The organism is Undibacterium sp. GrIS 1.8, assembly GCF_040544445.1.
Taxonomy (GTDB): domain Bacteria; phylum Pseudomonadota; class Gammaproteobacteria; order Burkholderiales; family Burkholderiaceae_D; genus Undibacterium.
Genome location: NZ_JBEONQ010000001.1, coordinates 1 through 24,476 on the forward strand (window position 1 = coordinate 1; position 24,476 = coordinate 24,476).

Here is a 24,476-nt window from a genome sequence, read left to right on the forward strand (position 1 = left end):
TCCACGCCATGATTGCCACTCTTTAAATTTATCCTGTTGCTATTGTCTCATTTGAGGTAAACACTCTGCTTGGCTTTTTATCGTGCAAAGATCTCGTATTTTGCTTTTTTTGAAAGGCGCTATAGTTTCTACGATTTTAAGAAAAAAATCCATTCAATGGATACAAATACCAACGTATTAATTATCTAAATTGCACTTATTTTTAAATAAAATCGCACAGATTGCACGGTCAAATATAATCATTAAAATTTACCTGTTTCAACAATCTTCTCAATTAATGGCCGCTATAAAACATAGTTCGTGCCTTTGGATCCCTAATGCAATCTTTAGAAGAAGTAAAAAACTTATTAGCGGATGTCTTACATCTTGGCCCACAGAAAGAAACCTTAATGGCAGAGTCAATTTTGCTCGGTGGATTAGCAGAATTAGACTCCATGGCTGTCATCAATGTGATTACTGCGTTGGAGGAGCATTTTGGCATTACGATCGACGATGACGAAATTAATGGCAAAACCTTTGAAACTCTGGGCAGTCTCTCTGCATTTGTCGATAGCAAATTAAATTAATGTCCGAGACCAGCACATCACCGGCACCGGCTGAAGCTTTTTTTCAGGGCGCAGCAACAGGTCAACGATTTTGTTTGTACTATCCGCCGGTAAATCCCGCCACTTGTCGCGGCGGTATTATCTATATTGCTGCTTTTGCAGAAGAAATGAACAAAGCACGACGCATGGCGGCAATCCAGGCGCGTAGTTTGGTCGGTTGTGGCTACGGCGTCTTAGTTATTGATTTATATGGCTGCGGCGACAGTAGCGGTGAACTGAAGAGTGCAGATTGGGATATCTGGAAAGCCGACGTCTTGCTGGCAATTAAAGTGCTGCGAGAAAAAATTAATGCTCCAGTCAGCTTATGGGGACTGCGATTAGGGGCGCTGATGGCGCTGGACATTGCAAGAGAACCTTCCCAACAGTTGGAAAAAATCATCTTATGGCAACCTGTTTTGCAAGCTTCATCTTATTTAAATCAATTCTTCCGCTTACGTTTAGCAAGCGACATGCTAGGTAAAAAGGAGGACGCTGTAACGAATAAGTCCGTTCGACAAATGTTAGAAGAAGGGCAAACTGTAGAAGTTGCTGGCTACGAAATAAGTCCGTGCTTAGTGCAAAGCATTGATCATCTTGATGCCGCATGCTGGCACGACTTCTCTGCACAATTACATTGGTTCGAATGTGTAAGCGAGGACAATCAGCCAATATCACCAATTAGAAAAAAACTGATGACATACTGGCTAGACTCAGGTGTCGATCTTCATGTCCATAGCGTCAAAAGTATCGCATTTTGGACTACTCAAGACATTGCTGTTTCCCATGAATTGCTCACTGCTACGACGAATATTTTTAAAGACTCATTAATATGAGATCGCAAGAGATGACATCTGACGTTTTACAAGAACAGGCCGTTAGCTTCAAAGTAAAAGGGGCATGTTTGTATGGCGTAATAAGTACGCCTGCGCAAGCCTCTCCACGCGGTGTTTTGTTTATCGTTGGTGGTCCTCAATATAGAGCAGGAAGCCATCGCCAATTTACCTTATTAGCCCGCGATTTGGCTGCAAATGGTTATAGCGGGATGCGCTTCGATTACCGTGGCATGGGCGACAGCGAAGGCGAATCTCTGCATTTCTCCGAAACGACAGAAGATATAAAAGCGGCATTAGACTACTTCTTTAAAACGCAAACCCATTTACAAGAAGTCGTACTGTGGGGGCTGTGCGATGCAGCGTCAGCTGCCCTGTTTTATGCACATCAAGATCAACGGATAACAGGGCTAATTTTGCTCAACCCCTGGGTCAGAACTGAGGCTGGAATTGCAAAAACGTATCTAAAACATTACTACGTCCAAAGACTATTCACAGCAGAATTCTGGAAAAAAATGTTGCTGGGTAAAGTTAGATTTTTTACGTCGGCTAAATCATTGGTGATGCAATTGCGCCAGGCAGTAACAAGTAAGAACGTACATTCAGATTCTGAAGAACAACTTGGCTTGCCCGAAAAAATGTTATCTGGGTTACAGCGTTTTAAAGGCAAGACATGTATTATTTTGAGTGAAAACGATCTGACCGCGCAAGAGTTCTCTGATCTGGTTTCCAGCTCTGCTGATTGGAAAAAATTACTCACGTCACCACGACTGAAACAACTTACGCTAGCTGGTGCCAATCACACCTTTTCGCAGAGAAAATGGCGGGAACAAGTAGCTAGCTGGACAACAGAATGGCTTAAAAGCTGGTAAATCTAAAAAATGAATCTTGAAGAATCAATACTGACGAATGAATATTAATGAATGAATACTAACGACACAGCCCGCGCTAAGCTCAATTCAGAAACCGCACAATTCCCCTGGACAGAGTTATTACGTTACTTCGCAGCAGGCGATGTGATTATGGTTGCCGACCAACATGATCTGGTCGAAGTTGGGCTCCAAATATCGATGGATAATAAATCTCTGGTTCAGCAATGGCTAGACGAAGGAACCATTAGTAAAGTCAGTGATTTACAAGCACAAGCCTGGCTTGAGAGTGACGCGCATTTATGGACAGTGGTCGTTAAACCCTGGATATTGGTGCAGCAAAGGGAAAGCGATTAATCACTTTGACGATTCAGGCTAAATTTGCTCCAAGTTTTAACGATGTTAGTAGCGAACTGCACTCAGATATAATGCGCCGTATGAGTAAAAGCCTTGCCTGCACCGAAGTCTCTGCAGGACGCTAAAAATATACTCCTTCCTGTTTTAATTAACTCCTGTGAAACCTCTCTCTAATTTAATGCTCATGAAAAAGAATTCATCTCTCCTCTTGGCAAGCTTGGTTCTGGCACTCGGTTATGGCGCATTGCCATTAACTGCCACTACAGCCTATGCTCAAACTGAAGCGGCAACTCCAGAAAAAGCAGAAACTGTACGTCCTGAAATGGGCAAACCACTCAATGAAATTCAAGAATTACTGAACAACAAACAATTTCCGCAAGCTTTAGAAAAAATTAACGCGCTGGATGCGTTTGAAAAGAAAACGCCTTATGAGGCATTTGCCATTGATCGCATGCGTGCAGTCGTTGCATCAGGTACCAACAACACTGACATGCTGGCGAGCTCATTTGAAGGCATGCTTAAAACTAATTTTTTAAAAACGCCGGAGCAACTTCGTCTGATCGAAGCCATGGCAGGAACTTATTTCAATGAAAAGAAATACGATCTGGCAAAAAAATGGGCATTGCGTTACTTAGAAAAAGACAATAGCAGCCAGCCAGTACATACCCTGTTAGCCCGCTCCATGTACTTGCAAAATGATTTTGCAGGTGCGGCAACTGAGCTGAAGCAATTGTTGAAGGCCGACGAAGATGCTAAACGAACACCAAATAATGACAATCTGCGACTCTTGGGCAATTGCTATCAGCAGCTAAAAGACAACGCAGGCTACATTACCGTTTTAGAGGCGCTGGTCACTTACTATCCTAAAAAAGAATACTGGGGTGATTTGATCTACCGCGTAGAACGTAAGCCAGGATTCTCGGATCGTTTGCGTCTGGATTTATACCGTCTTCTGTTAAAGACAGACAATATCGAAGACGCCGCACAATTTGTTGAAATGGCTGAACTCGCTCTGCTTGCAGGTTTGCCGCTAGAGGCACAAAAAGCTGTGGATGCAGGCTATGCCGCGAACATCTTGGGACAAGGCAAAGATGCAGCTAAGCACAAAGTATTGCGCGACAAAGTCAACAAACAAGCGGCTGATGATGCCAAAACTCTTGATGCCGGCGAAGCAGCAGCCAAGTCATCTAAAAATGGTACCGGCATGGTCAACATGGGTTACAACTTCGCTATCCATAATCAATACGACAAAGGTATTGCGTTGATCAATGACGGTATCGCTAAAGGCGGCTTAAAAGCACCCGAAGAAGCCAAGCTGCACTTAGGCCTGGCCTATTTGCAATCCGGCGATAAAGTAAAAGCAGCTGAAGTTTTTAAAACGATCCAAGGCAGTGATGGCACCGCTGATCTGGCTAAATTATGGATGTTGATGAAATAAACTAATTAGCTTGCAAAATGCTGGTTTGACTTTGCTGGTTTGACTCTGATCACCTGATTCGGGCGGTCAGAAATTCCAGTAACAACGGGTCTGAAAATCAAAAGGGATGTGCAAACAATGCGCATCCCTTTTTCTATCCGGGATCAGATTAGACCTTCGGGTATAAGCTTACTTTTAAGACTCAATTCTTTGAGTTATTCCATATACCCACTATAGTATATTTTATTTGTCCATATAATCATTGGACTATAGGGTATTTTCTATATATTTTTGCGGGAGTATATTAATTCGACTAAACCACTGAGCTAAAAATATCTGCTTAAAACTCTCCCCAAAAAAAAGGCACCTCCGAAAAGGTGCCCATTAAATCAGTCACATGCGCTCTAAACATGCACTGAAGATACTACCCCGAGAAAAACTTTACCTCTGATGCGAGAACCGACAACCTGGCTCTCGCATCGATACTCATATAACGGTACCAATTAAGAATGGTAAGCGGATTCACCGTGGCTGGTGATGTCCAAACCTTCGCGCTCTTCATCTTCAGGCACACGCAGACCGATGACCAGATCAACTAATTTGTAAGCGATCAGAGAAACGATACCGGACCACAGTATTGTCGTACCAACTGCCGTTGCCTGGATTTGAACCTGACCAATGATGGAGTAGGCATCAGTAGACATTTTGTTGGTGACGTAGTCCATGATGCCCTGACCACCAAGAGCAGGTGATGCAAACACACCTGTCAACAAAGCACCCAAAATACCACCGACGCCATGCACACCAAACACGTCCAATGAATCATCTGCACCCAGCAAGCGTTTCAGGCCATTGACGCCCCACAGGCAAATCACACCTGCCAGCAAACCAATGATCAAGGCACCCATAGGACCGACGAAACCACAAGCTGGTGTAATCGCAACCAGACCTGCGACCGCACCGGAAGCACCACCCAGCATAGATGGCTTACCTTTAGACATCCACTCACCGAAAACCCAGGAAACAGTCGCAGCAGCAGTAGCCAGCAAGGTATTGATGAAAGCCAATGCAGCGACATCGCCTGCTTCTAAAGCAGAACCTGCATTGAAACCAAACCAGCCCACCCACAATAATGACGCACCGATCATGGTCATTGTCAGGGAGTGTGGTGCCATCGATTCTTTACCGTAACCAACACGCTTGCCAATCAAATAAGCACCGACCAAACCTGCAACCGCAGCGTTGATGTGAACGACAGTACCGCCAGCGAAGTCTAACGCACCTTTTTGCTGCAAAAATCCACCTTTCAACAACTCGGTTGCGCCAGTAGCCGCATCTTTAATCGCATCAGGGCCAGTCCAGAACCAGACCATATGCGCGATCGGCAAGTAACTGAAAGTAAACCACAATACGATAAACAGCAGAACGGCGGTGAACTTAGCACGCTCAGCAAATGCGCCGATGATCAGACCGCATGTAATCGCTGCAAATGTCGCTTGGAAAGCCACATAGACAAACTCAGGAATCACAACACCTTTACTGAAAGTTGCCGCAGTAGAGAAAGTTGCTTTAGCCGGATCCCAAATACCGTTGAGGAAAAGGCGATCAAACGAGCCAATAAATTTGCCACCTTCTGTGAATGCCAATGAGTAGCCGTAAATGCACCACAGCACGATAATCACTGCAAAAATCATGAAGACCTGCATTAAGATTGACAGCATATTTTTAGAACGAACCAAGCCGCCGTAGAACAAAGCCAAGCCTGGAATTGTCATCAAAATGACTAACAAAGTAGATACCATCATCCAGGCAGTATCGCCCTTGTTGGCAACAGGTGCAGGTGCTGCAACAGCGCCAGAAGCGGCTGTAGCATCTGTCGCCGCTGCCGGTGCTACTGGTGCCACGGCAGCACTGGCCGCTGCGGATGCCATTTCAGCAGGCACTGATGCAACGGCTGGCGCAGTAACAGCAGCAGTAGAAGCTGGTGCATCCACTTTGGCAGATGCTTCATCGGCTGCGATTGCCGACGATGCAAAGCCAACGGACAGGAACAAGGCGCTAGTTATCAACGCTTTGCAGAATGTTTTTTTCATGTGTGATCTCCCTGATTCCACGATATCGGTCACAGTGCGTCGTTGCCGGTTTCACCGGTACGAATACGCACAACTTGTTGCAAGTCATAGACAAAAATTTTGCCGTCACCGATTTTCCCGGTACGAGCAGCAGTCTCTATCGCTTCAATAGCACGATCAACAATCGCATCATCTACCGCAGCTTCAATTTTTGTCTTAGGCAAAAAATCGACGACATATTCAGCACCGCGATACAACTCGGTATGCCCTTTTTGACGTCCGAAACCCTTGACTTCAGTGACTGTAATCCCTTGCACACCAATAGCAGACAGTGCTTCTCGCACCTCGTCTAGCTTAAAGGGTTTAATAATGGCGGTAATCAGTTTCATGCTGACCTCTATTTAATAAATGTTTTAGAACGACTTCAGTGCGGAGAAAACTACGCTTGTCTTACCGGTAAATTTGCCGGCAGGAGTAAAGTACAATTTTTCGTCAGCGTTAGTTCCGATAGCGGCAAGGCTAAAAGTAACGCCTACAAATTCTTTAGTCACACCGATTTTCCAATCTGTGTAGGAAGAAGCACTATTGTTTTTGACTGTTTGGTGGCCTGCGTGCAAATTCAGTGTGTAACCAGATTCTGGTACGACTTCTACGTTGGCACCGATATCAAGATAACCGCTGTTTTTACTATCGACGAAACCGAAAAGATTCGTCACAGAGTGTGAATATTTTGCATAGACCGGACCGTAGCCAACTTGACCATAGATTTCCGTCGTGTTTGCATTTGCAAAACCTGGCACGCTACCTAGTCCGTTGGATGGATATACGTAGGAGAGAAAACCAACATCATAAGAAACGTCTTTAACGATTTCGCCACGTTTGCCACCATAGATATCCCACTCGATATTGCCGTCACCACCAGCATCTTTAGTCCATTTGATCGTTGATAACCAAGTACCAGCGTAAAAACCTGTTGGGTTATGTGTATAGTCAGCACCGCCTTGTAAAGCGGGATTTAGACGAGATTGCGAAATGCCGCGATAGCGGTAATCGCTTACACCACCAATATTGAAACTAACTTCGTTGTCCGGCTTAGCATCTTCTGCATGGGCTAAACTCGCGCCAAATGAGGCTGCTACTGCGACTGCTAATAATAATTTTTTCATCGTACTTTCCCATTTTTAGTTATGTTACGGTTTAAAAAACTTTTATCATTCGTACCATTAGCAGGAGTCGTGCCAAGTCTGGATTTAAACAAAATAAAATTTGCTAATTTGATGAATCATCCGCAGCAAACATCGTAAAAATTCATATTAGAGGGAGCATCTAAGTTCATAGATGTGTTTGTTACGTTATGATTTCACTCTGCTTAGCGTATAGTTAGGTATTAAATAGGCAATACAATTCTGGACATCAAGAAAAATGCACCAATACTTGGCGCCATAAAATTACACACCTAAATTAACTGCACTAATTTTGTGCATAAAAATCGACCAATAGGAAATCAATATGAACAAGCAAGATTTTTTTAGTGATATTCAAACCAAAATTAACCAGGTGTTAGAAAATTCACCAGCCAAAGACATTGAAAAAAATGTCAAAGCGATGATGAGTCAGGGTTTCTCCAAACTGGATTTGGTTACCCGGGAAGAATTTGATATCCAGGCGCAAGTCCTGGCAAAAACCCGTGCCAAGTTAGAGGCATTAGAAGCGCGCATCGCTGCGCTAGAAGTACCGGCCGATAAAACTTAAACACTAAGCTCAAACAATAATGTCACTCGCCGTACTGAAAAGCCGTGCCCTTACCGGGATGGAAGCACCAGAGGTCACTGTGGAGGTGCATCTGGCAAATGGTCTTCCCTCGTTTACGATTGTGGGTTTGCCCGAAACTGAGGTCAAAGAATCTAAAGATCGCGTCAGAGCGGCTTTGCAAAATGCGCGGTTTGATTTCCCTACCAAGCGCATCACTGTCAATCTGGCACCCGCAGATTTACCTAAAGTATGAACAATATTTTTATTTGAGAATGCACATCGCTATATGCGAATAGCACATAGATAAATAAGAACCTATGGTCGAAAAGAAAGAACGCGCCGCTTTTCATCCTCAATTTTACGTCGACGGCTTGGCGCGAATTTTGTGGATCGGGCAACTGAAAAAGGTAAACGAACACAAAGGCTCATCTTGGATAAGAGTCTATTGGATTGAAATTGAAAGTAATGTCCATCATCCTAATTTCAACCATTGTGCTCCAGCTGCTGATGCAATAGTCCAGAATATAGATTTACCAATCGGTTATTTACCACTGATTCATATAAATGCAATATTGCACAAAGGCTTAGTCGTAAGTCCCTGGAAAGACGGAAAACTGCCCTTCGAATGTCGGTCAAACGGCCGCAGTAAAATTGATTTCTCAAGGGGAAATTTAACGGTATTTAATCGGCGAGAAATCGACGAGCTAAATGAGCCGATCTTAGCCTTCAAGGCAGATCGTTTAAAGGAGATGCCGGACTCAAATGCAAAGTGCATTGGCGTTCGCATTGGAGAGGATCCATACGCAATTATTTTTCCTTGCGCTGAAATTTTACGTTTTTTCTATTGCACTTCTTCCACCATGGCAAACGTGTTATTCGATGGACGTATTTTTGAACCAGAGAAGCACTTATTTGATGCCTTAGAAGGAAGGTCCTTTGGACCTTTAGAGGGACACGTTTTCATCACATTAAGAAAGCAAATGCTTGATAGTGATGCAAAGATCATTGCATCATTTTTTTCTGACCCCAAAGTGCTTAGTGCTGCGCAGTTAATACATCTGGAAGCCATTCGTAAAGAAGGTATTTATAGAGATGTTCTCGCCTATCCACCAGTAGATGGTGAGGTAGACCTTGAGTTCTTCTATATACCGATCAAAACAGGTGGAAAAACTCGTATTTTTGTTACTAAATTGATTAAGAGCTATCATCAAACAAACTTCAATACTTTAGAGTTTGACCGCGAAAACAACTTTGAGGATGCGCCAAGTAATAAAGATGGCGAGGTAGACGAGGTGCCCTGTGATTTAGAGGGAGATCCGGCGGAAGCAAATCCACCAACCATGGCGGACGGCACTTACATGGATCCTCGCCTGGCAGCAGATTTTAGGAGAATCGAATTAGGGAGCAGATTTCCCGAAATAATGAGTATTCCATGGAATAAAATCCCCGCATCAAAAACAAACCTACCTGCTCGACGTCGCAGACTGCGTAATGTAACGTCTCTCTTACGTAGTTTAACAACGGCTAAAGGAAACGGTAAGGGCGAATCTCTAAGGAAAGTAAACATTCAAGCTCCGACTGATTTCGAGTCTGAGCCCACAGAATCTAACGAGATATCACGTGAAATTGGCAGCATGGCTTATCAAAGAACCATTCGCCTTTTGCAAAATGCAGTTGATGAGAAAATTGTAACCGTTACGTTTTTAGAAGGAATATTGCCGCATTTCACTATTATTGATGGCGTTTATTTCAACGTATACCCTTCTAATTTTAGAAGCTATTTCCCGAGACAAATGTTTCATTTAATAAGCAAAATGCCTCTTAAAGCTCGCTTTGTCTTGATCGCAGAATTAAAAAAAGGCGAAGAAATACGGTATTTGGTCGATTTCCAGCAAAGAAAAGAGCAGGAACTTAGTTATCAAGTGTTGTGGGTAAGAGACGGAAATAGCTCAACGGAAATATTGAGAAAGTTAAAAGAAGCTCTATTTGCTTATGCGGCAACAAAAACAGTCGGAACGAAAGCCTTCATCAACGTAGCTGGTTTGAATTGGAGCTCATTCAAACATAAACCAGAAAAAGTTTCTGGTCAGTGGATTGTGAATCAGACGTTTGGAGCGAAACCTAAAAATTAAATAGCGTGCCTAATTGAAACGTCTTTACCAGCATGGCGGCTTGGAGTGCACATGCAAGTGCTAAAACTCAATATATGTATGTCCCAAGCCTGTACGGAGCTCGCTTCATTTAGAGATGACCTGCCCGAGGCACTTGCACTAGTGCGGAGTATTTATCCAGCGTTGGTTATCTTTGAACTTTTTATGCTTCATATAAAGCGAGCGTCGACAATTTGTTGCTGCAATCGGCTAATAAGCGCTTCTTTTTCGATTTGTTCGCCATGAGGAGCACTTTGTATAAGCTCTTCAATTTTCGTAATAAAAAAAACGGAATTTTTGTGCTCGATAGTCGACGATTTTCATTTTGAACTCAGAGTTTGCAGGGGGTGCGGAAATTTTCTTGGACTACTTTTGGGAGTGGTTCATGTACTCATATGAAGAACGTCTTCGGGCGGTGAAGCTATATATTAAGCTCGGTAGGCTCTGCAAGGCGACAATTCGTCAATTAGGTTACGCGACAAAGAATTCGTTAAAAGCGTGGCATAACGAATTCCAAGAGAGCGGCGATTTAAAGAACGGGTACGTTCGCCCAACACCGAAGTATTCGGAAGAACAAAAGAATGTGGCACTGAACCATTACGCAAATCATGGACGCTGCATTGTCTATACCGCAAAGGCGCTGGGATATCCCGACCGAGCGAAACTAAGAGAATGGGTTCGCGAACGATACCCGGAAACTGCACATTACGTCGTTGGTAAAATTGGTAGGCCGAGAGTTACTTTGGCGTCCAAACGCGCTGCCGTGTACGAGTTATGCACAAGGGAAGGAAGTGCAAAGGACGTTGCGCAAAAGTTGGGCGTTGATCTAGTAACCCTTTACAACTGGAAGAACCAATTACTTGGCCGAGAGGCCTCAGCTTCTATGAAACAAGACAGACGCTCATTGGCAGATTCGGATCGTGACAAATTGGAGCGGCAAGTTGAAACACTCAAGCGCGACATGGGGGTGCGGATAAAAACTTGGACTGATTTATGTCGTTAAGCCGAGACTCTCGCGATATTCTAGTGGACTGCGAGAGCCAAGGGAAATTTTAATCCGTTTTTCGTTGTACCAACGAATGTATGAGTCAAGTGCCTGAATAAACTGCTCAATGGTAGTCGCTTGCCATTCCCTAAGATAGAACATTTCTGTTTTCAGCCGCCCGAAGAATCCTTCGCATGCCGCATTATCAGGCGAGCACGCTTTGCGCGACATCGAACGAATCAACTTTGCATCACTGATCCTCGATAGCCACCCAGGCCAGCGATAATGAGCCCCACGATCAGAGTGAACGATGGGCCGGTCGTTGCTATTGACCACCGTCTCGATGGCGGCATCCAACATCGTGTTGACAAGCTTTGCGTCTGGACTCATGCCGATTGACCAACTGATGACCATGCCATCGAAGCAATCAATCATCGGCGATAGATATACCTTGCCGGCCGGGATATGAAATTCCGTGATGTCGGTGAGCCACTTCTCATTGGGGACTGCGGCACGGAAATCGCGATTGATTACATTCTCTGGTGCAGGGCAGATTTCGCCTAGGTAGGAACTATAACGGCGTCGCTTGACCTTGGCGACGATCAAGCGTTCTTGCTTCATCAAACGCTGCACGACCTTTTCCGAGAGGAAGACCTGCTGCTTGCCCAGTGATGCCTGTATCCGACGATAGCCGTAGCAACGGTGATTGAGTTCAAAGATCTCAGTGATGGTGCTACGCACACCACCATATTTGTCAGCAAGCTGCAATCGGGCCCGATGATAAAAGTAGGAGCTGCGCGCCAGACCCAGCTTAGTAAGAAGTTCTGGCAGTACATAAGTCTCTCTCAGGGCATCAACTAACATCGTCTTCTCCTGATTGCGCAGAAGGTGCAGGTCGATGCCCTGGCCTTTTTTTATTATTTCGTTGGCCTTCTTTAAGAGATCATGTTCTAGCTGCAGATGTCGGATGTCGCGTCGAAGCGATTCGATTTGTCGCTCCAGTTCCGCACATTCAGGTTCTGGCGGTGAGTCTTTGTAGCATTTCATGGATGCTAGGGCCTCACGGCCAAGTAGTTGATTTGTCCATTTATATAGCGTCGTCCTGTCCACGTCCAGCTTTTGTGCAACTACTTGCGCGCTTTCTTGTCGTGTGCAAAGTTCAATGACCGCTGCCTGCTTGAACTCTTGGGGACGTAATAGTCCCGAGACTTTGCCAACAATCCGCTTCTCTGTTTCGGGGTGCAGTTCATTGATCCAGTCGCTCAGTGTCTTTCGCCCGGGATAACCCAATGCCTTGACCGTGGCAGCAATGCAGCGACCGTGATTAAAGTAATGTTCAACAACCTCTTTCTTCTGCTGCTCAGAATACGTCGGTTTCCTGCACGCATAGCTTTCCGGCAAATCACAACATTCTTCGAATTCCCGATGCCAGCTCTTGAGAGCATTCTTTGTCGGGTAACCCAGCTGCAAGATGGTCGGCGCAGTGCGCTTCCCAAATTTGATGTAGAGCTTTACTGCTCTAATACGATCTTCGTATGAATACATGAACTACCTCCAAGTAGTCCAAGTTTTTATCCGCACCCCCTCTGTATCAGTTTACAACCGCTGCTGACATTCGTCCTGTACGGCTTGGTTATGAGCGGTGATGCGCTGTGTTCTCTCATACGCTTGGGTCGGAGAATCAAAAGTCTTAATGACTGCGTCGTGTGCTTTTTGAGCTCCACGGGCTGCTTTGCGGAGCTGCCAATAACGGAATGGAGATCGGACGATCGCGAGTGTTTTCGAAGACTTTAATCTAGCCAATCCAATTTGAGCTTGGCGCAAAATGAGCTGACTCGGCGCGAAGGCCAACTCACGCTCTTCTACTTCGCTAGCTTTCTTTAGCGCTTGAATACGCGCGATTTCGTCGTCGTAGCGATTAATATGCGATTTTACGAGTACGACCTTGAGGAATAGGAGTTGGGTAATTTTCGACGACACGTCGTCATCCGGAGTACTTATAGATGGAATGTCAGTAATCAAAATTTGCTCATTAAGTTTTGGGTTGTTGGTACGCACTCGATATTTGGCCAAGTAGGGTAAATTGGAAGAGGTCATACAAACAACTCTCATCTAATTCCTTGGTGTTGATCAATGGCCAGTTACCAGAAAACTCTAGATCTATAACGGTGTTCCCGGCAGATTTTTTATAGTCTGCTGTCCTGCTCGATACGCTTTCGGAGAGGGCTGTTCATCCTTAAGTCGGTCCGCTCTGACTAGAACAGGTGCTACAAAGATTAGCTTACGCTCTTTGCTACCAACTCCATGTGTCTGCATCCTAAAATGTCCACGACGCCAATGCGGTGCAACAGCGTGGCCACTAACATCGTATTGGTGTGTCGCTATTAACCCTTGAGGGCCGACCATAATCCGGTCATACAGTGAGGTAATTTTTCTGCCGAGCTTCGCTTGCTTTTTGGGGCCAATTCCCTGCATACGTTGTTGTGCATCGCTGTAGTCATTGATCTGGATATGTCGCGCCTCTTTTAATCCCAAATACAAAAATACCTTCGCTACATAGTTGACCAAATCAGTAATCTGTTTCTGATCAACTATTTTGATACTTTTTTCTTTGTCAGCGAGTTGCCGAACCCAGTCCGATAACAGCATTTGAGGTGATTCAATGGGATGCTCTAAGCGCAGGAAGCCGTGATGTCGATTATGTCGTTTGATCACAAATATCAACTGCAATTGTTTTGCTGATATTTGTGTATCGAGCGATTCCTGCGTATTTGATACAAAACAAAAGACGCCATCTGCGACAGCCTCGGCATCCTCAAAAAAACAAGGTAGGGAATGGGCTGCTTGATCACCAAATCGCAAATACTGTGCAGCAAATGGTAGCGCCAACATTCCCATCGGAAAGGCTTGATCGACATCAGCGTGTGTCAGCAATGTTTCCAATGCGGCGGTAGTTTCTATTAACGTCCCTTGCCGTCGGGCATACAATAGATTGCTACTGATGTGTATCGCAATACCGTTAACAATAGAGCGCCATCGCTCTGCATCACCGCTTCGATCCAATGAAATTAAACTGAACAAAAAATTTTCAACTGCCAGCATTCCAGCTTCACAGGTGAACTCTGGTTTCGACCACCGTTGCAAAAGTGCCTTACCTGATTCGTTGCTATTCAGAATCCGTTGCCATCCCTCTAGCGCCGCTGAATTGCGAAACTCCACCGGGTAAGGTAAGTCACCCAATTCCCTGATCATCGTCTTCTGGATCAAGGGAGTAAGTTGAGTAATAGTCAGCCGGCGACGCAGTTCATCGTGGGACATATTTGCTAACGATGGAGGCATTATTTTCTACTACGATGAAATGTGAATACAAAGTTATCCGTGTGTAGCACTCACTAGACTAGCGATCAATAAACAACCGCAAGCCGAACGGTTCCCATGTAAAGCAACCATGCGACCACCAACCAAATAGGTCACAGCACCTTCGACAATAGGATTTGCACCGTGTCCCTTTTGTGGACACTGAACTGTGTCTCCGACACGTGCAATACCAACACCATTGATCGTATGTGTGACGGAAGCACTAATCACGACACCACCGTGGGATGTTTTATCGCCTAAGCGAACTACGGGAAGGGGCATATTCTGTTTTTATAAATTTACGGGTAGGTGGATAATCTGATAGTCAGTCAATAAAAAGGTCGTCTCTCTGTCTTGATTAGTACCACCAGAACACTTTTCTGATATTTTTTTGCACATTTATTTATCTAATCACTTGGTTTTAAATCGAACAAATTAGCTGATCATCAGCCTTCCTCCGTGCTTATTCAGTATGTACCCAAGTCACGTCACGACCATTGTGTTGTGGTAGCAAATCGCCTTTGTCAACATGGAGTCTGCCATTCAGATCATCCAGAACAGCCCATATCCCCGACTTTGGACAAGTTGTGCCGCTGAGGGCAGACAGAACATCGTCATTGACAACCAATGGAGCTGATTTTGCTACTTTTGTTTCTAATGGGAAGTAGTTACTTTCTTCTGCGGGTATAGCACCATCAAGATAGCGTATGTCTTCCCATAGCAAACGCCAGGTAACATCAAACTTACGACTAGTTCCATCCGCATCCCATAAAAGTGGTGCAGGCACACCAGCTAATAAATAATTCATACAGCCATCTTTGGTTTGCGGTTCGTAAATACCATACACGGGAACCTCTTCCCCAGTTTTTACTAATGTTGGTATTTCCGGTTCCGGAACTTCGACTAAATCAGGTGAAATGCAAACACGTACCAATTCTTTTTTCATCCAGTCACCCCAAAACTCGGGGGCAGCTCCACCGGACATGGAAGGTTGAAAATAGCCAGTATCATCAGAACATAGAAAAAATTCTGCGATAGCTTCTGTCATCGCTTCTACATATTTACCATCATAAAAATGGTCTCCCTGTGGACCATGATTGACTAACTCGCTGTGCCAGGATTGCGCTATTTCAGAGGCGTCTCTTAACAATCCGAGACTGTTATACAAAAATACCGTCCTGTCACCTTTACCTAATTGCCTCAATGCTTGTTCGAATAGCACCTGTGCTTTTAAAATTTCTGGATACCGATCATCCCAATCGGTTCCCTCCATCAATCCATCTGCGTGGGGCTCTTCAATAACCTGCTTCTCAAAAATATCCGCAAAGCGATCAAAGGCATCTGCTTCGCGTTTCCAGGCGGTATAGCTCGTCTTACGCTTCAGGTACCAGAACATTTTCTGACGATCTTCCGGCGTCATGTCCTTACCTGACCATTGCGTTTTAAATATATCAAGCAATCCCATCATGTTCCTTTTGAATAGGTTTTTTCACTATCACGTTGTTGTTTGGCAGCACCTGCAGTCACTGCTTGTTTCACTGCTTCGTCTTTGACCTTGACTTGAATTTCAGTGACACCTAATCGTTCCGTCATTGAGGCTCCCGGAATCACTTCTTTATCGTAGCCAACCTTTTTGTTGATACCTGACCAACCACTTTGACGGATCTCAACCACCACGCCGTTTGGCATCGTCATTTTTCCTCCGCCTTTTTTGTAAAGCATGTCAGTCGCTGCCATAAGATCCTTTTCAAAAAAGGCGTCAATAACTGCTTGTTTTCCGCCACCTTCGAGATATTGCCCGGCGATTTTTTTACTAAATTGTTCTGATACTACGCTGGTACAGGCAGGTACTTTGACACCTTTTGGGATATGTACTACTGACACCCAACCATTGCGATTCCATTCGTCAAGAACAGCATATTGTTCTCGCCACTCTTTTGCGGTTTTCGGTGGTGCACCTCGTCCCCAAAATTGTCCAATGGGGTTTGATTTCCCAACCTCTACCCCATGTGTCTCCCCTTTGGGGCCAAATGACCGAAACAAGGTTTCTCCCTCAAGCATTTCGTTTTTAATGGGACCGGTTGCTGCTGCAATTGCCGAGTAATATTTAACTTCCTCGCCGCCAACAGTCGCTGAATCAGCACGTTTCATCAAATTAGGAAAGCCAGCCTCATATTGGTAGACTTTTCTAATGTCACTCTCTCTTTTTACGGCTGCCAAATTCTGGCTGTACTTCCCAGCATGCACAATTTTCTTAGCAGCGCCACTTTCAATGATCCTAGCTTCTTCAACATAGGTGACCGTTTTTTGACCTGTCTGCGCCATGATGGCTTTGGCTTTACTTGGAGGTGGTACGCCACCAGCATGAATATACTTTTGTAGGTACTCTAGATCTTCATGAAACTTCTTTAATGCTTCTGGAATCATTTTGTCACCCAGTTTTTTGATCTGAGTAAAACCAGCCGATAGCTGCTCCATGCGTGACACTAGACTTTGTGGCAAGGCTGCTTTGAAACGTAATGCATAGCGATCAATGGCAAGAATAATCGTGTCGCAAAAGCTGCGGAACTTGGTCAGGATTTCGCCTTCGTATTTCAAGACGTCTAATGCCTTAAACCATTTCTCAGCGTTCTTATGACCTATGCGATTGAGGAACTGAATCACCTCGTCAGCTAGCTTGGCTGCTGCAACGCTATCTTTTACGACGAGTTCGGTTACTCGTAAAGAAATCCGTCCAACACCTTTGATCACGCCGCCAATAACGGGAATCAGCGCAAAGATAAAGATGACGAGAAGTACCCACTCCATGGTGTGGGTACGTTTTTCTTCGCTGGTCGCCAGTCCTGTACCTACCGCTAAAAGATCGCGCACGGCAGTGACATCGCCTACAACAGGGATCATGCCGATAACAGCATCAGTAATAATTTGGGACAGACTTTGCTTTTCATTCCATGCACCTTTGACTGTGCCTAGCAGCCATTGACCTGCTTCAGCGGAGAGGAGTTTGAATTCCTTAAAGCTTAATCCTCCAGGGGCGCCATCGCTCATACTGCATCCTCCACTGTCGATGTCCCTCTAGGAGGGAAGTAGTTGGCGAAGACTGCATCAATCTCTGCGCGTGTAGCACTGGCAACGTAGTGAGAATTAGGAATCATTTGTTTGAGCTGGTACGGAATTGCTGCCCGCGCACCAAGTTCTTTTTCCGCACGAGGGGGAATCATTTGTTGCAATGGTTTAAGCAAGCCAGCAATATTTTGTAATGCAGGGGCGATCATTTTGGGAGCCTGATTGATCATTGCTTGCAGCGCATACTTTTGACGTGTCAGACAATCCGCAAAAGCACTAGGCTTATGTATCTGCTCACTAAAGCAGGCAAAGCTTTGTTGCCAGACTGTGAGAACAGCTTGCACTCGTTCCAGCACTGTCGCTTTGTGCTGGTTAAGATTAAGTTGTAGAAACCAAGCGATACTGTTTCCTTGCCCCTCATAATTCAGATAGTGAATAATGTCAGCCCCATATTCTTGACAGCTTTTACCGACGCCTAGTTTGAATTCAAACGGGAGATCAATCGTACTCAGCGCAATGCGACTAACATTGGAGATCAGGTAGCCTTCACCTGGCACAAAGCCGAGCGCCATAATGGTGAGTAACCTCCATGCCTGAGCCTCCGGTGATTTACCACGCTCCATCGTAAATGGATCAGGATCGCCATAGATATGCTCTGTTCCATTGAGCATCATAGCGACGATCATTGCCCAATTCTTCAAGACGTTGGTATCGGTCTTTAGTGGCACCATGCGTAGGCTCAGCTCAGTCAAGGCTTTGCCACAGGCGAGTTTATTTGTCCAAGGCTCTGTATTCAAGTTCTGCCAAAGCCACACTTGTAATTGAGTAGCATGGTATTTCAGTTCTTTCTCGGATAAGCCGAGTGCATTGATTGCTTGATCTGAGACTAAACTCATTTTTTTGTTCCTGTTGGCGCGTATTTATCCAACTTTGCGTCCATATCCTCTTTGGTCATGGTGGGCTTGTAGTCGGGATTGGTCACGCCTTTACGGTCTGTCGCAGCTGGCTTTTTCCCCACATACAATGCACATAACTGGCCGTCGGTAGTGCCCATGCTTGTTTGCATCATTTGTACCTGCGCTAACGGTGTGGACTTTTCCGATACGACTTTCCCTTTGTATTTTTTAGTTTGCTTTAACGTACCGTAAAATTTATTCTCACAATCCATAATTTCAGTCGAGACCATTTCATCGACCAGTTGTCCGTTGTCTTTTTCTGCCTTCTTATAGACATAGCGATACGATCCCACTAAAAAGTTTCCTGAAATGGAGTCTTTTTTGTCAAGCATCGATTCTGGTGTCGCCTTGAATTTACCCGACTGCATCGTGAATGTTTTACTCATCTGGATTTTTGCATCGCCATCAATAGAGGGGCCAGCATCGATCCAATCAGCGGGCGACTCAGCATAGGCGACGGTACAGGTGATACTCAGTGCTATCAAAGCTAAACGTGCAGAATTGTGCAGTGAGTGAAGTACTGTTTTTTTAAAAAAGATACGCATTATTTTGTTCCTGGGTCTGGGTTGGGTTTAGGGCCATATTTATCGAGTAACGCATCTATATCTTTGGTACTCGGTTTCGGTTTGTGGTTTGGCATGGGTTCCATACCCTTGCGTTCGTATTGACCCGGCATTGCACCAAATCGCACTTCGCCAGTACCCGCGGGTACATCAGTGAGAATTGCACGACCAGCTCCATCAAGTTTGCCTTTGCGAATTTCTCCGTTAGGGAAACTCACTTCAAACGGTGTACCGACCAATGGTTCTTTATCGTGATAGAGCCGTTCAATAACTAACTTATTTGGCGTAATCGAACTAACGGGTAAATCTGGCATAGCGTAAGGGCTATTTTGTGGCCCTGGCATAGAATGCATAGAAGCGTTCGCTTCCCATTTACCCGGCGTGTTGTTTGTGATGCCAGAAGCATTGATCTTGATGGATGAACCGCCAGCAGAAATCGTGATTTCTTCTTTGGCGGCAATCTCTATTCGAGAGGTGGTGGACAGTAAGCGAACAACTTTTTCTGCGATCAGATCAAGGTCATTGCTTTGTGCCTGTATCTCGACTTTGCCCTTTGCCGCAAAGAGCTTAACCCCTGCGTTATACGCAAACAAACTGATTTTTTCAGCGACACTGGCGACCAGACTTTTACCGATAGCCAGATTAGTATCCGTGCCGGACGACAGTGTGACATTCGCACCTGAGTGCAAATGCGTGTCCTTCGAAGTCGTTATGCCAATACCCGCAGGTGACGCCATGAGAAGTATTGGTTCTTTAAAACGATTAGCCTGTTCCTGACCTTGTCCTGTGTAAGACTCTTCGGTTGCTTCGGTGAATTTGTTCAGACCGGCTTGTCCTGCTAACGTTTCTGCGCCAGCTTTCACACTTGTATCGGACAGGCTCTTAGTGAGCTCGGCGCCTGATTTAAGTTGTTGACGAGCTTCAGTGACATCCAGTTGTGTCCCCTGCGCTCCGGGACGTCCAAAGGTGCTGAGATAGAGCCCTTTGTTAGTCACGATTGCACCGTAGTCGTCAGTGCTCAATGCAAAGCCTGCACCATAAAAATCTTTACGATTATTACCTTGCTGAGTAACCAAGTAGCCTAAATTAAGCTGAGCATTGGTATTCGTGCTGTAGAGATGAATCCGATTCTGGTTCGTATTGTCATCGAGTACAAGTTGGTTAAATCCAAGGCCTTTATATTCTTTGGTTTTATAGCCAGACAACTTGCCATCGGTGTGCCACTGAGGCGTTTGCTCAGCGTTATATAAGCGGCCGGTGATGACAGGTCTATCTGCATTTCCACCAAGGAAAGTCACAATGACCTCTTGTCCTATCCTCGGAACGTTGAGTGCACCCCATTCTTGTCCCGCATTAGGATAACTAACACGTACCCAACAGGAGGCTTTTTCATCTCCCGGATTTTTCCTGTCCCAATGGAAGCGAACCTTCACGCGGTTTAAATCGTCGGTATAGATCTCCTCACTGTCGGGACCGACCACCGTGGCAGTTTGAGGATGCAGCGTTGGCTGCGTATGTTCTATTGGACTTCTAAATTCGACTTTTCTACGCTGTGCTTCAAAGCGATTAAAACAATGGCCTGTGCGTTCGTTATTTGCTTGGTCTGCATAGCCAGTGCCATTAGAAACATCAAGGGACAACTGCTGCTTAAACGTATCTAGTTGATATTTGAGACTGCCTGGAAAATCTTTGAGATTATTGGAGAGGGGCAGGTTATTTTCAATAAACCATTCCACAGCAATAATCAAGAATTGCTTGTCTTCTGGAATATCGTTCGCATGTGCAGGATGATCCTCTAAACTAAACCAATGCCCAACAGGTAAGCTACGTTTGCCTGAAACACCCACAAAGCGCTTGATACGGGATTCCCATTCTTCTACCCTGACTTGCGCTTGCTTATCGCCTCTTGTTTGCTCTAAATAGGTATAAGCACCCGTGTATTCGTACACTTCTAATTGACTTGGAAGATCGCCATGATCTGGCAATACAGTAACGCTACTGTCTTTTTGATCGTTGGGCGATTTGTAATCAAAGGTCTTAGTGGAGAGCTGGCTTGACGATAAGCTGCGCGCACCGCTCCACTGGATAATTTTGTCCACCTCATCGCTGGTACCTGCACCATGAAATGCAATGGATTGGGTTGCTAGCGGTGTGATGTTACGCACCGTGTCAGTGATGACTAAGGTATGTCCTGAACCGTCTTCTTTTTGTTCATGGTAGCTATACCAGCCTTCCTCTTCCATCAGCCTTTGGGAGAAATTCCAGTCCGTTTCATATTGGGTGCAATAAGAGCGAGGAGGAACAGGTTCAGTTAGATCAAAACGAAAATTACCTGCGGCCTGTGAGTGCCCGTTAAATACCTCCGTCAAAATATCTTCAACAGTTTTATCTTGCCAAAGCCTTGCATCCTGACGGAATTTTAAAAAACGTAGCCATGGTCCGAAAGATAGTTGGCAAGCGGTGAATTGACCGTCACTGCCTAGCCGCTTGATGGTATGAATATAGCCGTGTACTGGTAGATAACGCTGATCCGTTTGCATCACCCATAGGGTCACAGGTTTCGCAATCAATTCTTTAAGATTGATGTCGTCCTTTGTTGATAATAGATCAATCGTGTAATCGTAGCCACGACCTAAACGCTCGTGGGCAACCAGCCGTTGCGGCAAAAGTACGTCTGAGCCAAGCGGCGTTGTCAGTTTAAGGAGGCGATTGTATTGACTGATGCCATGTCCGAGGGACGCTAAATCTTCCGCTAAGCTCATCTTTAGGCTGCTTTAAGTTGTCTTGATAGGATATTTCAGTATTTGCTTAAGATGCATTTTGTTAATAAAAATGCACCAATTAGATAATGATATCACAAAAACAATTCGATATAAATCAGACAAAATAGTAGTTAAAAATGAAAAGTCATTTACAGACCGATGAATAGGGGGAATTGAGTAAAAATTTCTAAATTGCATTGTCTTGAGGGTGGGCTATATAAGGCGCCTGCGAAAGCAGCTAGTAAAGTACGGCTCCAAATTTTAGTTTCTTTTATGAAACTTATTAATTATTTTTAAACATAATTTTATGTATATTTTAATAATGCATTTATGCAAAATAATGTTATATTTTATTAAACTGTATCTTATGCAACAAAAGGTTACTCCAGGTTCTTATTGGTATTCATTGATCAATGAGTAGATATTAATTGAATCGGCAAACCGAATTACTTCTTTGAATTAAAGCCTTAAAAGTCGTAGTTGTCTTTTATTTACCTTAAAGAAAAAGGTGGTTATGCCACTTTTCATAGATTCTGTTTTCTAAGTGCATTTTTTTGCGTTGATCTTGTCGGGGATTGGAAATTCAGCGTTCAGTTATGGAAATGATGTGGTCGTTCGTATTACCGCGGCCAAAATTGCCTGCGACAAAATCAACGTCAAATGTTTGAGTAAGCGCGGTGCTCGACCTTATGCTGGCAGTTTCAGTTTTGCTTGTTTCTATCATTTGTCTTAAAAAAAATTCCTTTGAGCCTCACTATGGGCAGGGTTGAAAACACCGCAGATCGCCATTTCATCGATTCTACGTCCACTGAAAAATCGAGTATTGAGCGAAATGGATTCTGAATTTTACATTTGCATCTATTAACCTTTTGGAGCATTTATGAAGATTTTTCGCTTTGCGGCCATTTTAGTTCTGGTTGCTATGACAGTCTCCTGCGCGCGAATGCAATTCTTTACTAACCCCGATTTGTCGGGTGCTGAGACGGGAATTAAATTTTATACTCCGAAACCGTATCTATTAATCGCTCGAACAGGCAACAAAGACAAACCGGTTGACGTGCAATCAATTTATATCCCAGATTTATCAAAGCCTATCTATGCGAAGGCGACGCCAGGCTATGGGTCGGCAGATGTGTCTATCGCGCTTTCGAATGGGATGTTAACAAACTTTGGCTCAAAGACAGATTCAAGTATTCCTGCCTTAATCACTGCTTTGGGCGGATTTGACCAAGCACTTGCAGGGGCTTCTAAGACTAGGAAAGAGACAGATTTACTGAAACCGCAATCAGGAGTGAATTACAACGAACAAGGTATAGCACTCAAGCAGATTGCAGCCGATCTAAATACAACTATAAAAAGTGCACAACCGTTGCAGCTGACCCAAAACGAACAAAAAACTGGCTCTGAGATAGCTACACAAATTGAGGCGGCTGGCAAGCTTCTAATAGGCCCGACCGGTGAGCAAAATCTACTTGCAGCGCTTACAAACCTCAAAGCGACCTCAAAATCCTGGAGTGAACACATTATCGCGAGCAAGGCGCCTGGCGCACCAGGTATGGCTATTCGAGACAATTTGGATAGACTCAAAGGAGAGCTAGATGGAGTCATAGAGAAGATATCGCCGCAGAGAGATGATGCTCCTACATTTACGTTGTACGAAATTGATAATACGACCGGGACTACCAAACTTATCGAAGTTAAATTTTAGTTTTGAAAGCAGTGAACAATGAAACCTATCTCTCTTCAACGAGCAAAATCGATTCGAGGGAACCGTGCTCGGCTAGAATCATTGGTCTCAAGTTACCCGAACGTTGTCGGAACTATGATTGGACTCAAAGCGAGGAACGGAAATTTGTGCGATGAGTTAGCGTTTACTGTTTTTGTCCGCCGAAAGCTTGCTGCAGACGACCTTAAGATGAGCCATCGCATACCCAAGGTTATTTCTATAGAAAATAAGTCTGTGTTAACTGATGTCGTACAAATCGGTTTACTTTCGTACCAGAGTACCAAATTTCCACCCAACCTCGGTACGTGGGACGGTACTGAGACAGGCTCCGTTTCCTGCTTTGGCAAGTCTGAAACTGGGCTATTTTGCGTAACATGTGCTCACTGTATTGCGGGAGCTGATCTCGATCCAAATACACCAGCCACAATCGCTGTGTGGTCCCCAGATCAAGCGGACTACATCACCGTGGGTGAAAGCTTCATCTCAGTAACCGGGAATGGAAGTGGAATCTCAGGTAATTATGGATTTTCTGATGCTGCAATGTTCTCGTGCCTCGATCAAGAGTTGATTGCTCGTGCTCAAAGAGCGAAGGTACTCCAAGCGATTAATTTGCCGAAATTGGGTCAGGTAGTTTCTGGCTTGTCAGGGGCAGGTATGCGAACTGGAGTGGTAATGGGGGTCGAACAACGGATTGGGACAAAATATGCCGATGTAGTGATCCAAGCGGGTGGCTCAGGAACGTTTAGAGGAGATAGTGGGATGTTATGGACGGACACTGACGGAAATGCCGTTGCTATACACGCCATGGGGGCTGCAGAGGGTCCTGGTCAGGGAAGTAGCTTAACTGCTGCTATGAGTGCTGGCCGCGCAAAGAAGTTGTTGAACGTGTCGTTTTTGTCGAGTTGGCAGTGAGTCAGCTGTCCTCAATCACGCCAAGATTTCCAACATCCCAAACTTTTCGCAGAAAGTTAACAGCTTTTTATATGTCAACACGCTCTAATCTAAATTAAACTATTCTCGTAATTAATTT

21 protein-coding genes and 2 pseudogenes are annotated in these 24,476 nt (G+C 44.7%); 11 read left to right on the top strand and 12 right to left on the bottom strand.

Annotated features, from left to right (window positions below; translation table 11 throughout):
- The first annotated feature begins 317 nt into the window (after nt 1–317).
- The 5 genes from AAKU64_RS00005 to AAKU64_RS00025 all read left to right on the top strand — a co-directional run bounded on the left by AAKU64_RS00005 (nt 318) and on the right by AAKU64_RS00025 (nt 4,078).
- Nucleotides 318–566 (top strand): acyl carrier protein, encoded by a 249-nt coding sequence (locus AAKU64_RS00005; RefSeq protein WP_354330123.1) that lies wholly within the window; start codon nt 318–320, stop codon nt 564–566.
- Nucleotides 566–1,417, top strand: coding sequence for a hydrolase 2, exosortase A system-associated (locus AAKU64_RS00010; protein WP_354330121.1), 852 nt, complete (start codon nt 566–568; stop codon nt 1,415–1,417). Before AAKU64_RS00005 ends, AAKU64_RS00010 begins: the two co-directional genes overlap by 1 nt.
- 11 nt (nt 1,418–1,428) lie before the next feature.
- Entirely contained in the window at nt 1,429–2,286 is an 858-nt protein-coding gene (locus AAKU64_RS00015) for a hydrolase 1, exosortase A system-associated (protein ID WP_354360760.1), read from the top strand.
- A gap of 51 nt (nt 2,287–2,337) precedes the next feature.
- Nucleotides 2,338–2,640: a DUF2288 domain-containing protein gene (locus tag AAKU64_RS00020; RefSeq protein ID WP_354330117.1), complete on the top strand. Its 303-nt coding sequence runs from the start codon at nt 2,338–2,340 to the stop codon at nt 2,638–2,640.
- Nucleotides 2,641–2,824: 184 nt separating this feature from the next.
- Entirely contained in the window at nt 2,825–4,078 is a 1,254-nt protein-coding gene (locus tag AAKU64_RS00025) for a tetratricopeptide repeat protein (protein WP_354330115.1), read from the top strand.
- Nucleotides 4,079–4,560: 482 nt separating this feature from the next.
- On the opposite strand, the gene AAKU64_RS00030 is transcribed toward AAKU64_RS00025, so the two are convergent.
- The 3 genes from AAKU64_RS00030 to AAKU64_RS00040 are packed head-to-tail and all read right to left on the bottom strand — an operon-like array spanning nt 4,561 to nt 7,295.
- Nucleotides 4,561–6,150, bottom strand: a complete 1,590-nt coding sequence (locus AAKU64_RS00030) for an ammonium transporter (protein WP_354330113.1) — start codon at nt 6,148–6,150, stop codon at nt 4,561–4,563.
- Nucleotides 6,151–6,179: 29 nt separating this feature from the next.
- On the bottom strand, nt 6,180–6,518 hold the full coding sequence (locus tag AAKU64_RS00035) for a P-II family nitrogen regulator (RefSeq protein ID WP_186953856.1): 339 nt from the start codon (nt 6,516–6,518) through the stop codon (nt 6,180–6,182).
- 24 nt (nt 6,519–6,542) lie between these two features.
- On the bottom strand, nt 6,543–7,295 hold the full coding sequence (locus AAKU64_RS00040) for a TorF family putative porin (protein ID WP_354330111.1): 753 nt from the start codon (nt 7,293–7,295) through the stop codon (nt 6,543–6,545).
- 343 nt (nt 7,296–7,638) lie between these two features.
- On the opposite strand from AAKU64_RS00040, the gene AAKU64_RS00045 reads away from it, so the two are divergent.
- The 4 genes and pseudogenes from AAKU64_RS00045 to AAKU64_RS00060 form a co-directional block, all read left to right on the top strand.
- Complete coding sequence (locus AAKU64_RS00045; protein WP_322120335.1) at nt 7,639–7,881, top strand: accessory factor UbiK family protein; 243 nt, start codon at nt 7,639–7,641, stop codon at nt 7,879–7,881.
- Between the two features lie 19 nt (nt 7,882–7,900).
- Nucleotides 7,901–8,128 (top strand): annotated as a pseudogene (locus AAKU64_RS00050) (magnesium chelatase domain-containing protein); the annotation flags it as partial.
- A gap of 70 nt (nt 8,129–8,198) precedes the next feature.
- Nucleotides 8,199–10,013, top strand: a complete 1,815-nt coding sequence (locus AAKU64_RS00055; RefSeq protein ID WP_354330109.1) for a hypothetical protein — start codon at nt 8,199–8,201, stop codon at nt 10,011–10,013.
- A gap of 403 nt (nt 10,014–10,416) precedes the next feature.
- Nucleotides 10,417–10,995 (top strand): annotated as a pseudogene (locus AAKU64_RS00060) (transposase); the annotation flags it as partial.
- Between the two features lie 27 nt (nt 10,996–11,022).
- Here the strand turns inward: AAKU64_RS00060 and AAKU64_RS00065 are convergent.
- The 9 genes from AAKU64_RS00065 to AAKU64_RS00105 form a co-directional block, all read right to left on the bottom strand.
- Entirely contained in the window at nt 11,023–12,561 is a 1,539-nt protein-coding gene (locus tag AAKU64_RS00065) for an IS3 family transposase (protein WP_354360762.1), read from the bottom strand.
- 51 nt (nt 12,562–12,612) lie between these two features.
- Entirely contained in the window at nt 12,613–13,113 is a 501-nt protein-coding gene (locus tag AAKU64_RS00070; RefSeq protein ID WP_354360765.1) for a hypothetical protein, read from the bottom strand.
- A 63-nt stretch (nt 13,114–13,176) separates the two neighbouring features.
- On the bottom strand, nt 13,177–14,355 hold the full coding sequence (locus tag AAKU64_RS00075) for an AcrVA2 family anti-CRISPR protein (protein WP_354334538.1): 1,179 nt from the start codon (nt 14,353–14,355) through the stop codon (nt 13,177–13,179).
- A gap of 33 nt (nt 14,356–14,388) precedes the next feature.
- Nucleotides 14,389–14,655 (bottom strand): PAAR domain-containing protein, encoded by a 267-nt coding sequence (locus tag AAKU64_RS00080; RefSeq protein WP_354334536.1) that lies wholly within the window; start codon nt 14,653–14,655, stop codon nt 14,389–14,391.
- 181 nt (nt 14,656–14,836) lie between these two features.
- Nucleotides 14,837–15,838: an Imm71 family immunity protein gene (locus tag AAKU64_RS00085; protein WP_354360767.1), complete on the bottom strand. Its 1,002-nt coding sequence runs from the start codon at nt 15,836–15,838 to the stop codon at nt 14,837–14,839.
- On the bottom strand, nt 15,838–17,421 hold the full coding sequence (locus AAKU64_RS00090; RefSeq protein ID WP_354334533.1) for a hypothetical protein: 1,584 nt from the start codon (nt 17,419–17,421) through the stop codon (nt 15,838–15,840). The genes AAKU64_RS00085 and AAKU64_RS00090 overlap by 1 nt, the downstream gene beginning before the upstream one ends.
- On the bottom strand, nt 17,418–18,335 hold the full coding sequence (locus AAKU64_RS00095) for a hypothetical protein (RefSeq protein WP_354334531.1): 918 nt from the start codon (nt 18,333–18,335) through the stop codon (nt 17,418–17,420). Before AAKU64_RS00095 ends, AAKU64_RS00090 begins: the two co-directional genes overlap by 4 nt.
- Nucleotides 18,332–18,940 carry a hypothetical protein gene (locus AAKU64_RS00100; protein ID WP_354334529.1) on the bottom strand — a complete coding sequence of 203 codons (609 nt, stop codon included), beginning with the start codon at nt 18,938–18,940 and terminating at the stop codon, nt 18,332–18,334. Before AAKU64_RS00100 ends, AAKU64_RS00095 begins: the two co-directional genes overlap by 4 nt.
- The gene (locus AAKU64_RS00105; protein WP_354334527.1) at nt 18,940–21,720 is read right to left on the bottom strand and encodes a type VI secretion system Vgr family protein; all 2,781 of its coding nucleotides are present in this window, start codon (nt 21,718–21,720) and stop codon (nt 18,940–18,942) included. The genes AAKU64_RS00100 and AAKU64_RS00105 overlap by 1 nt, the downstream gene beginning before the upstream one ends.
- A gap of 880 nt (nt 21,721–22,600) precedes the next feature.
- Here AAKU64_RS00105 and AAKU64_RS00110 point away from each other — a divergent pair.
- Together AAKU64_RS00110 and AAKU64_RS00115 are read left to right on the top strand one after the other, a co-directional pair.
- Nucleotides 22,601–23,428, top strand: coding sequence for a hypothetical protein (locus tag AAKU64_RS00110; RefSeq protein ID WP_354334526.1), 828 nt, complete (start codon nt 22,601–22,603; stop codon nt 23,426–23,428).
- A gap of 450 nt (nt 23,429–23,878) precedes the next feature.
- Nucleotides 23,879–24,358 (top strand): hypothetical protein, encoded by a 480-nt coding sequence (locus AAKU64_RS00115; protein WP_354334524.1) that lies wholly within the window; start codon nt 23,879–23,881, stop codon nt 24,356–24,358.
- The last annotated feature ends 118 nt before the right edge of the window (nt 24,359–24,476 follow it).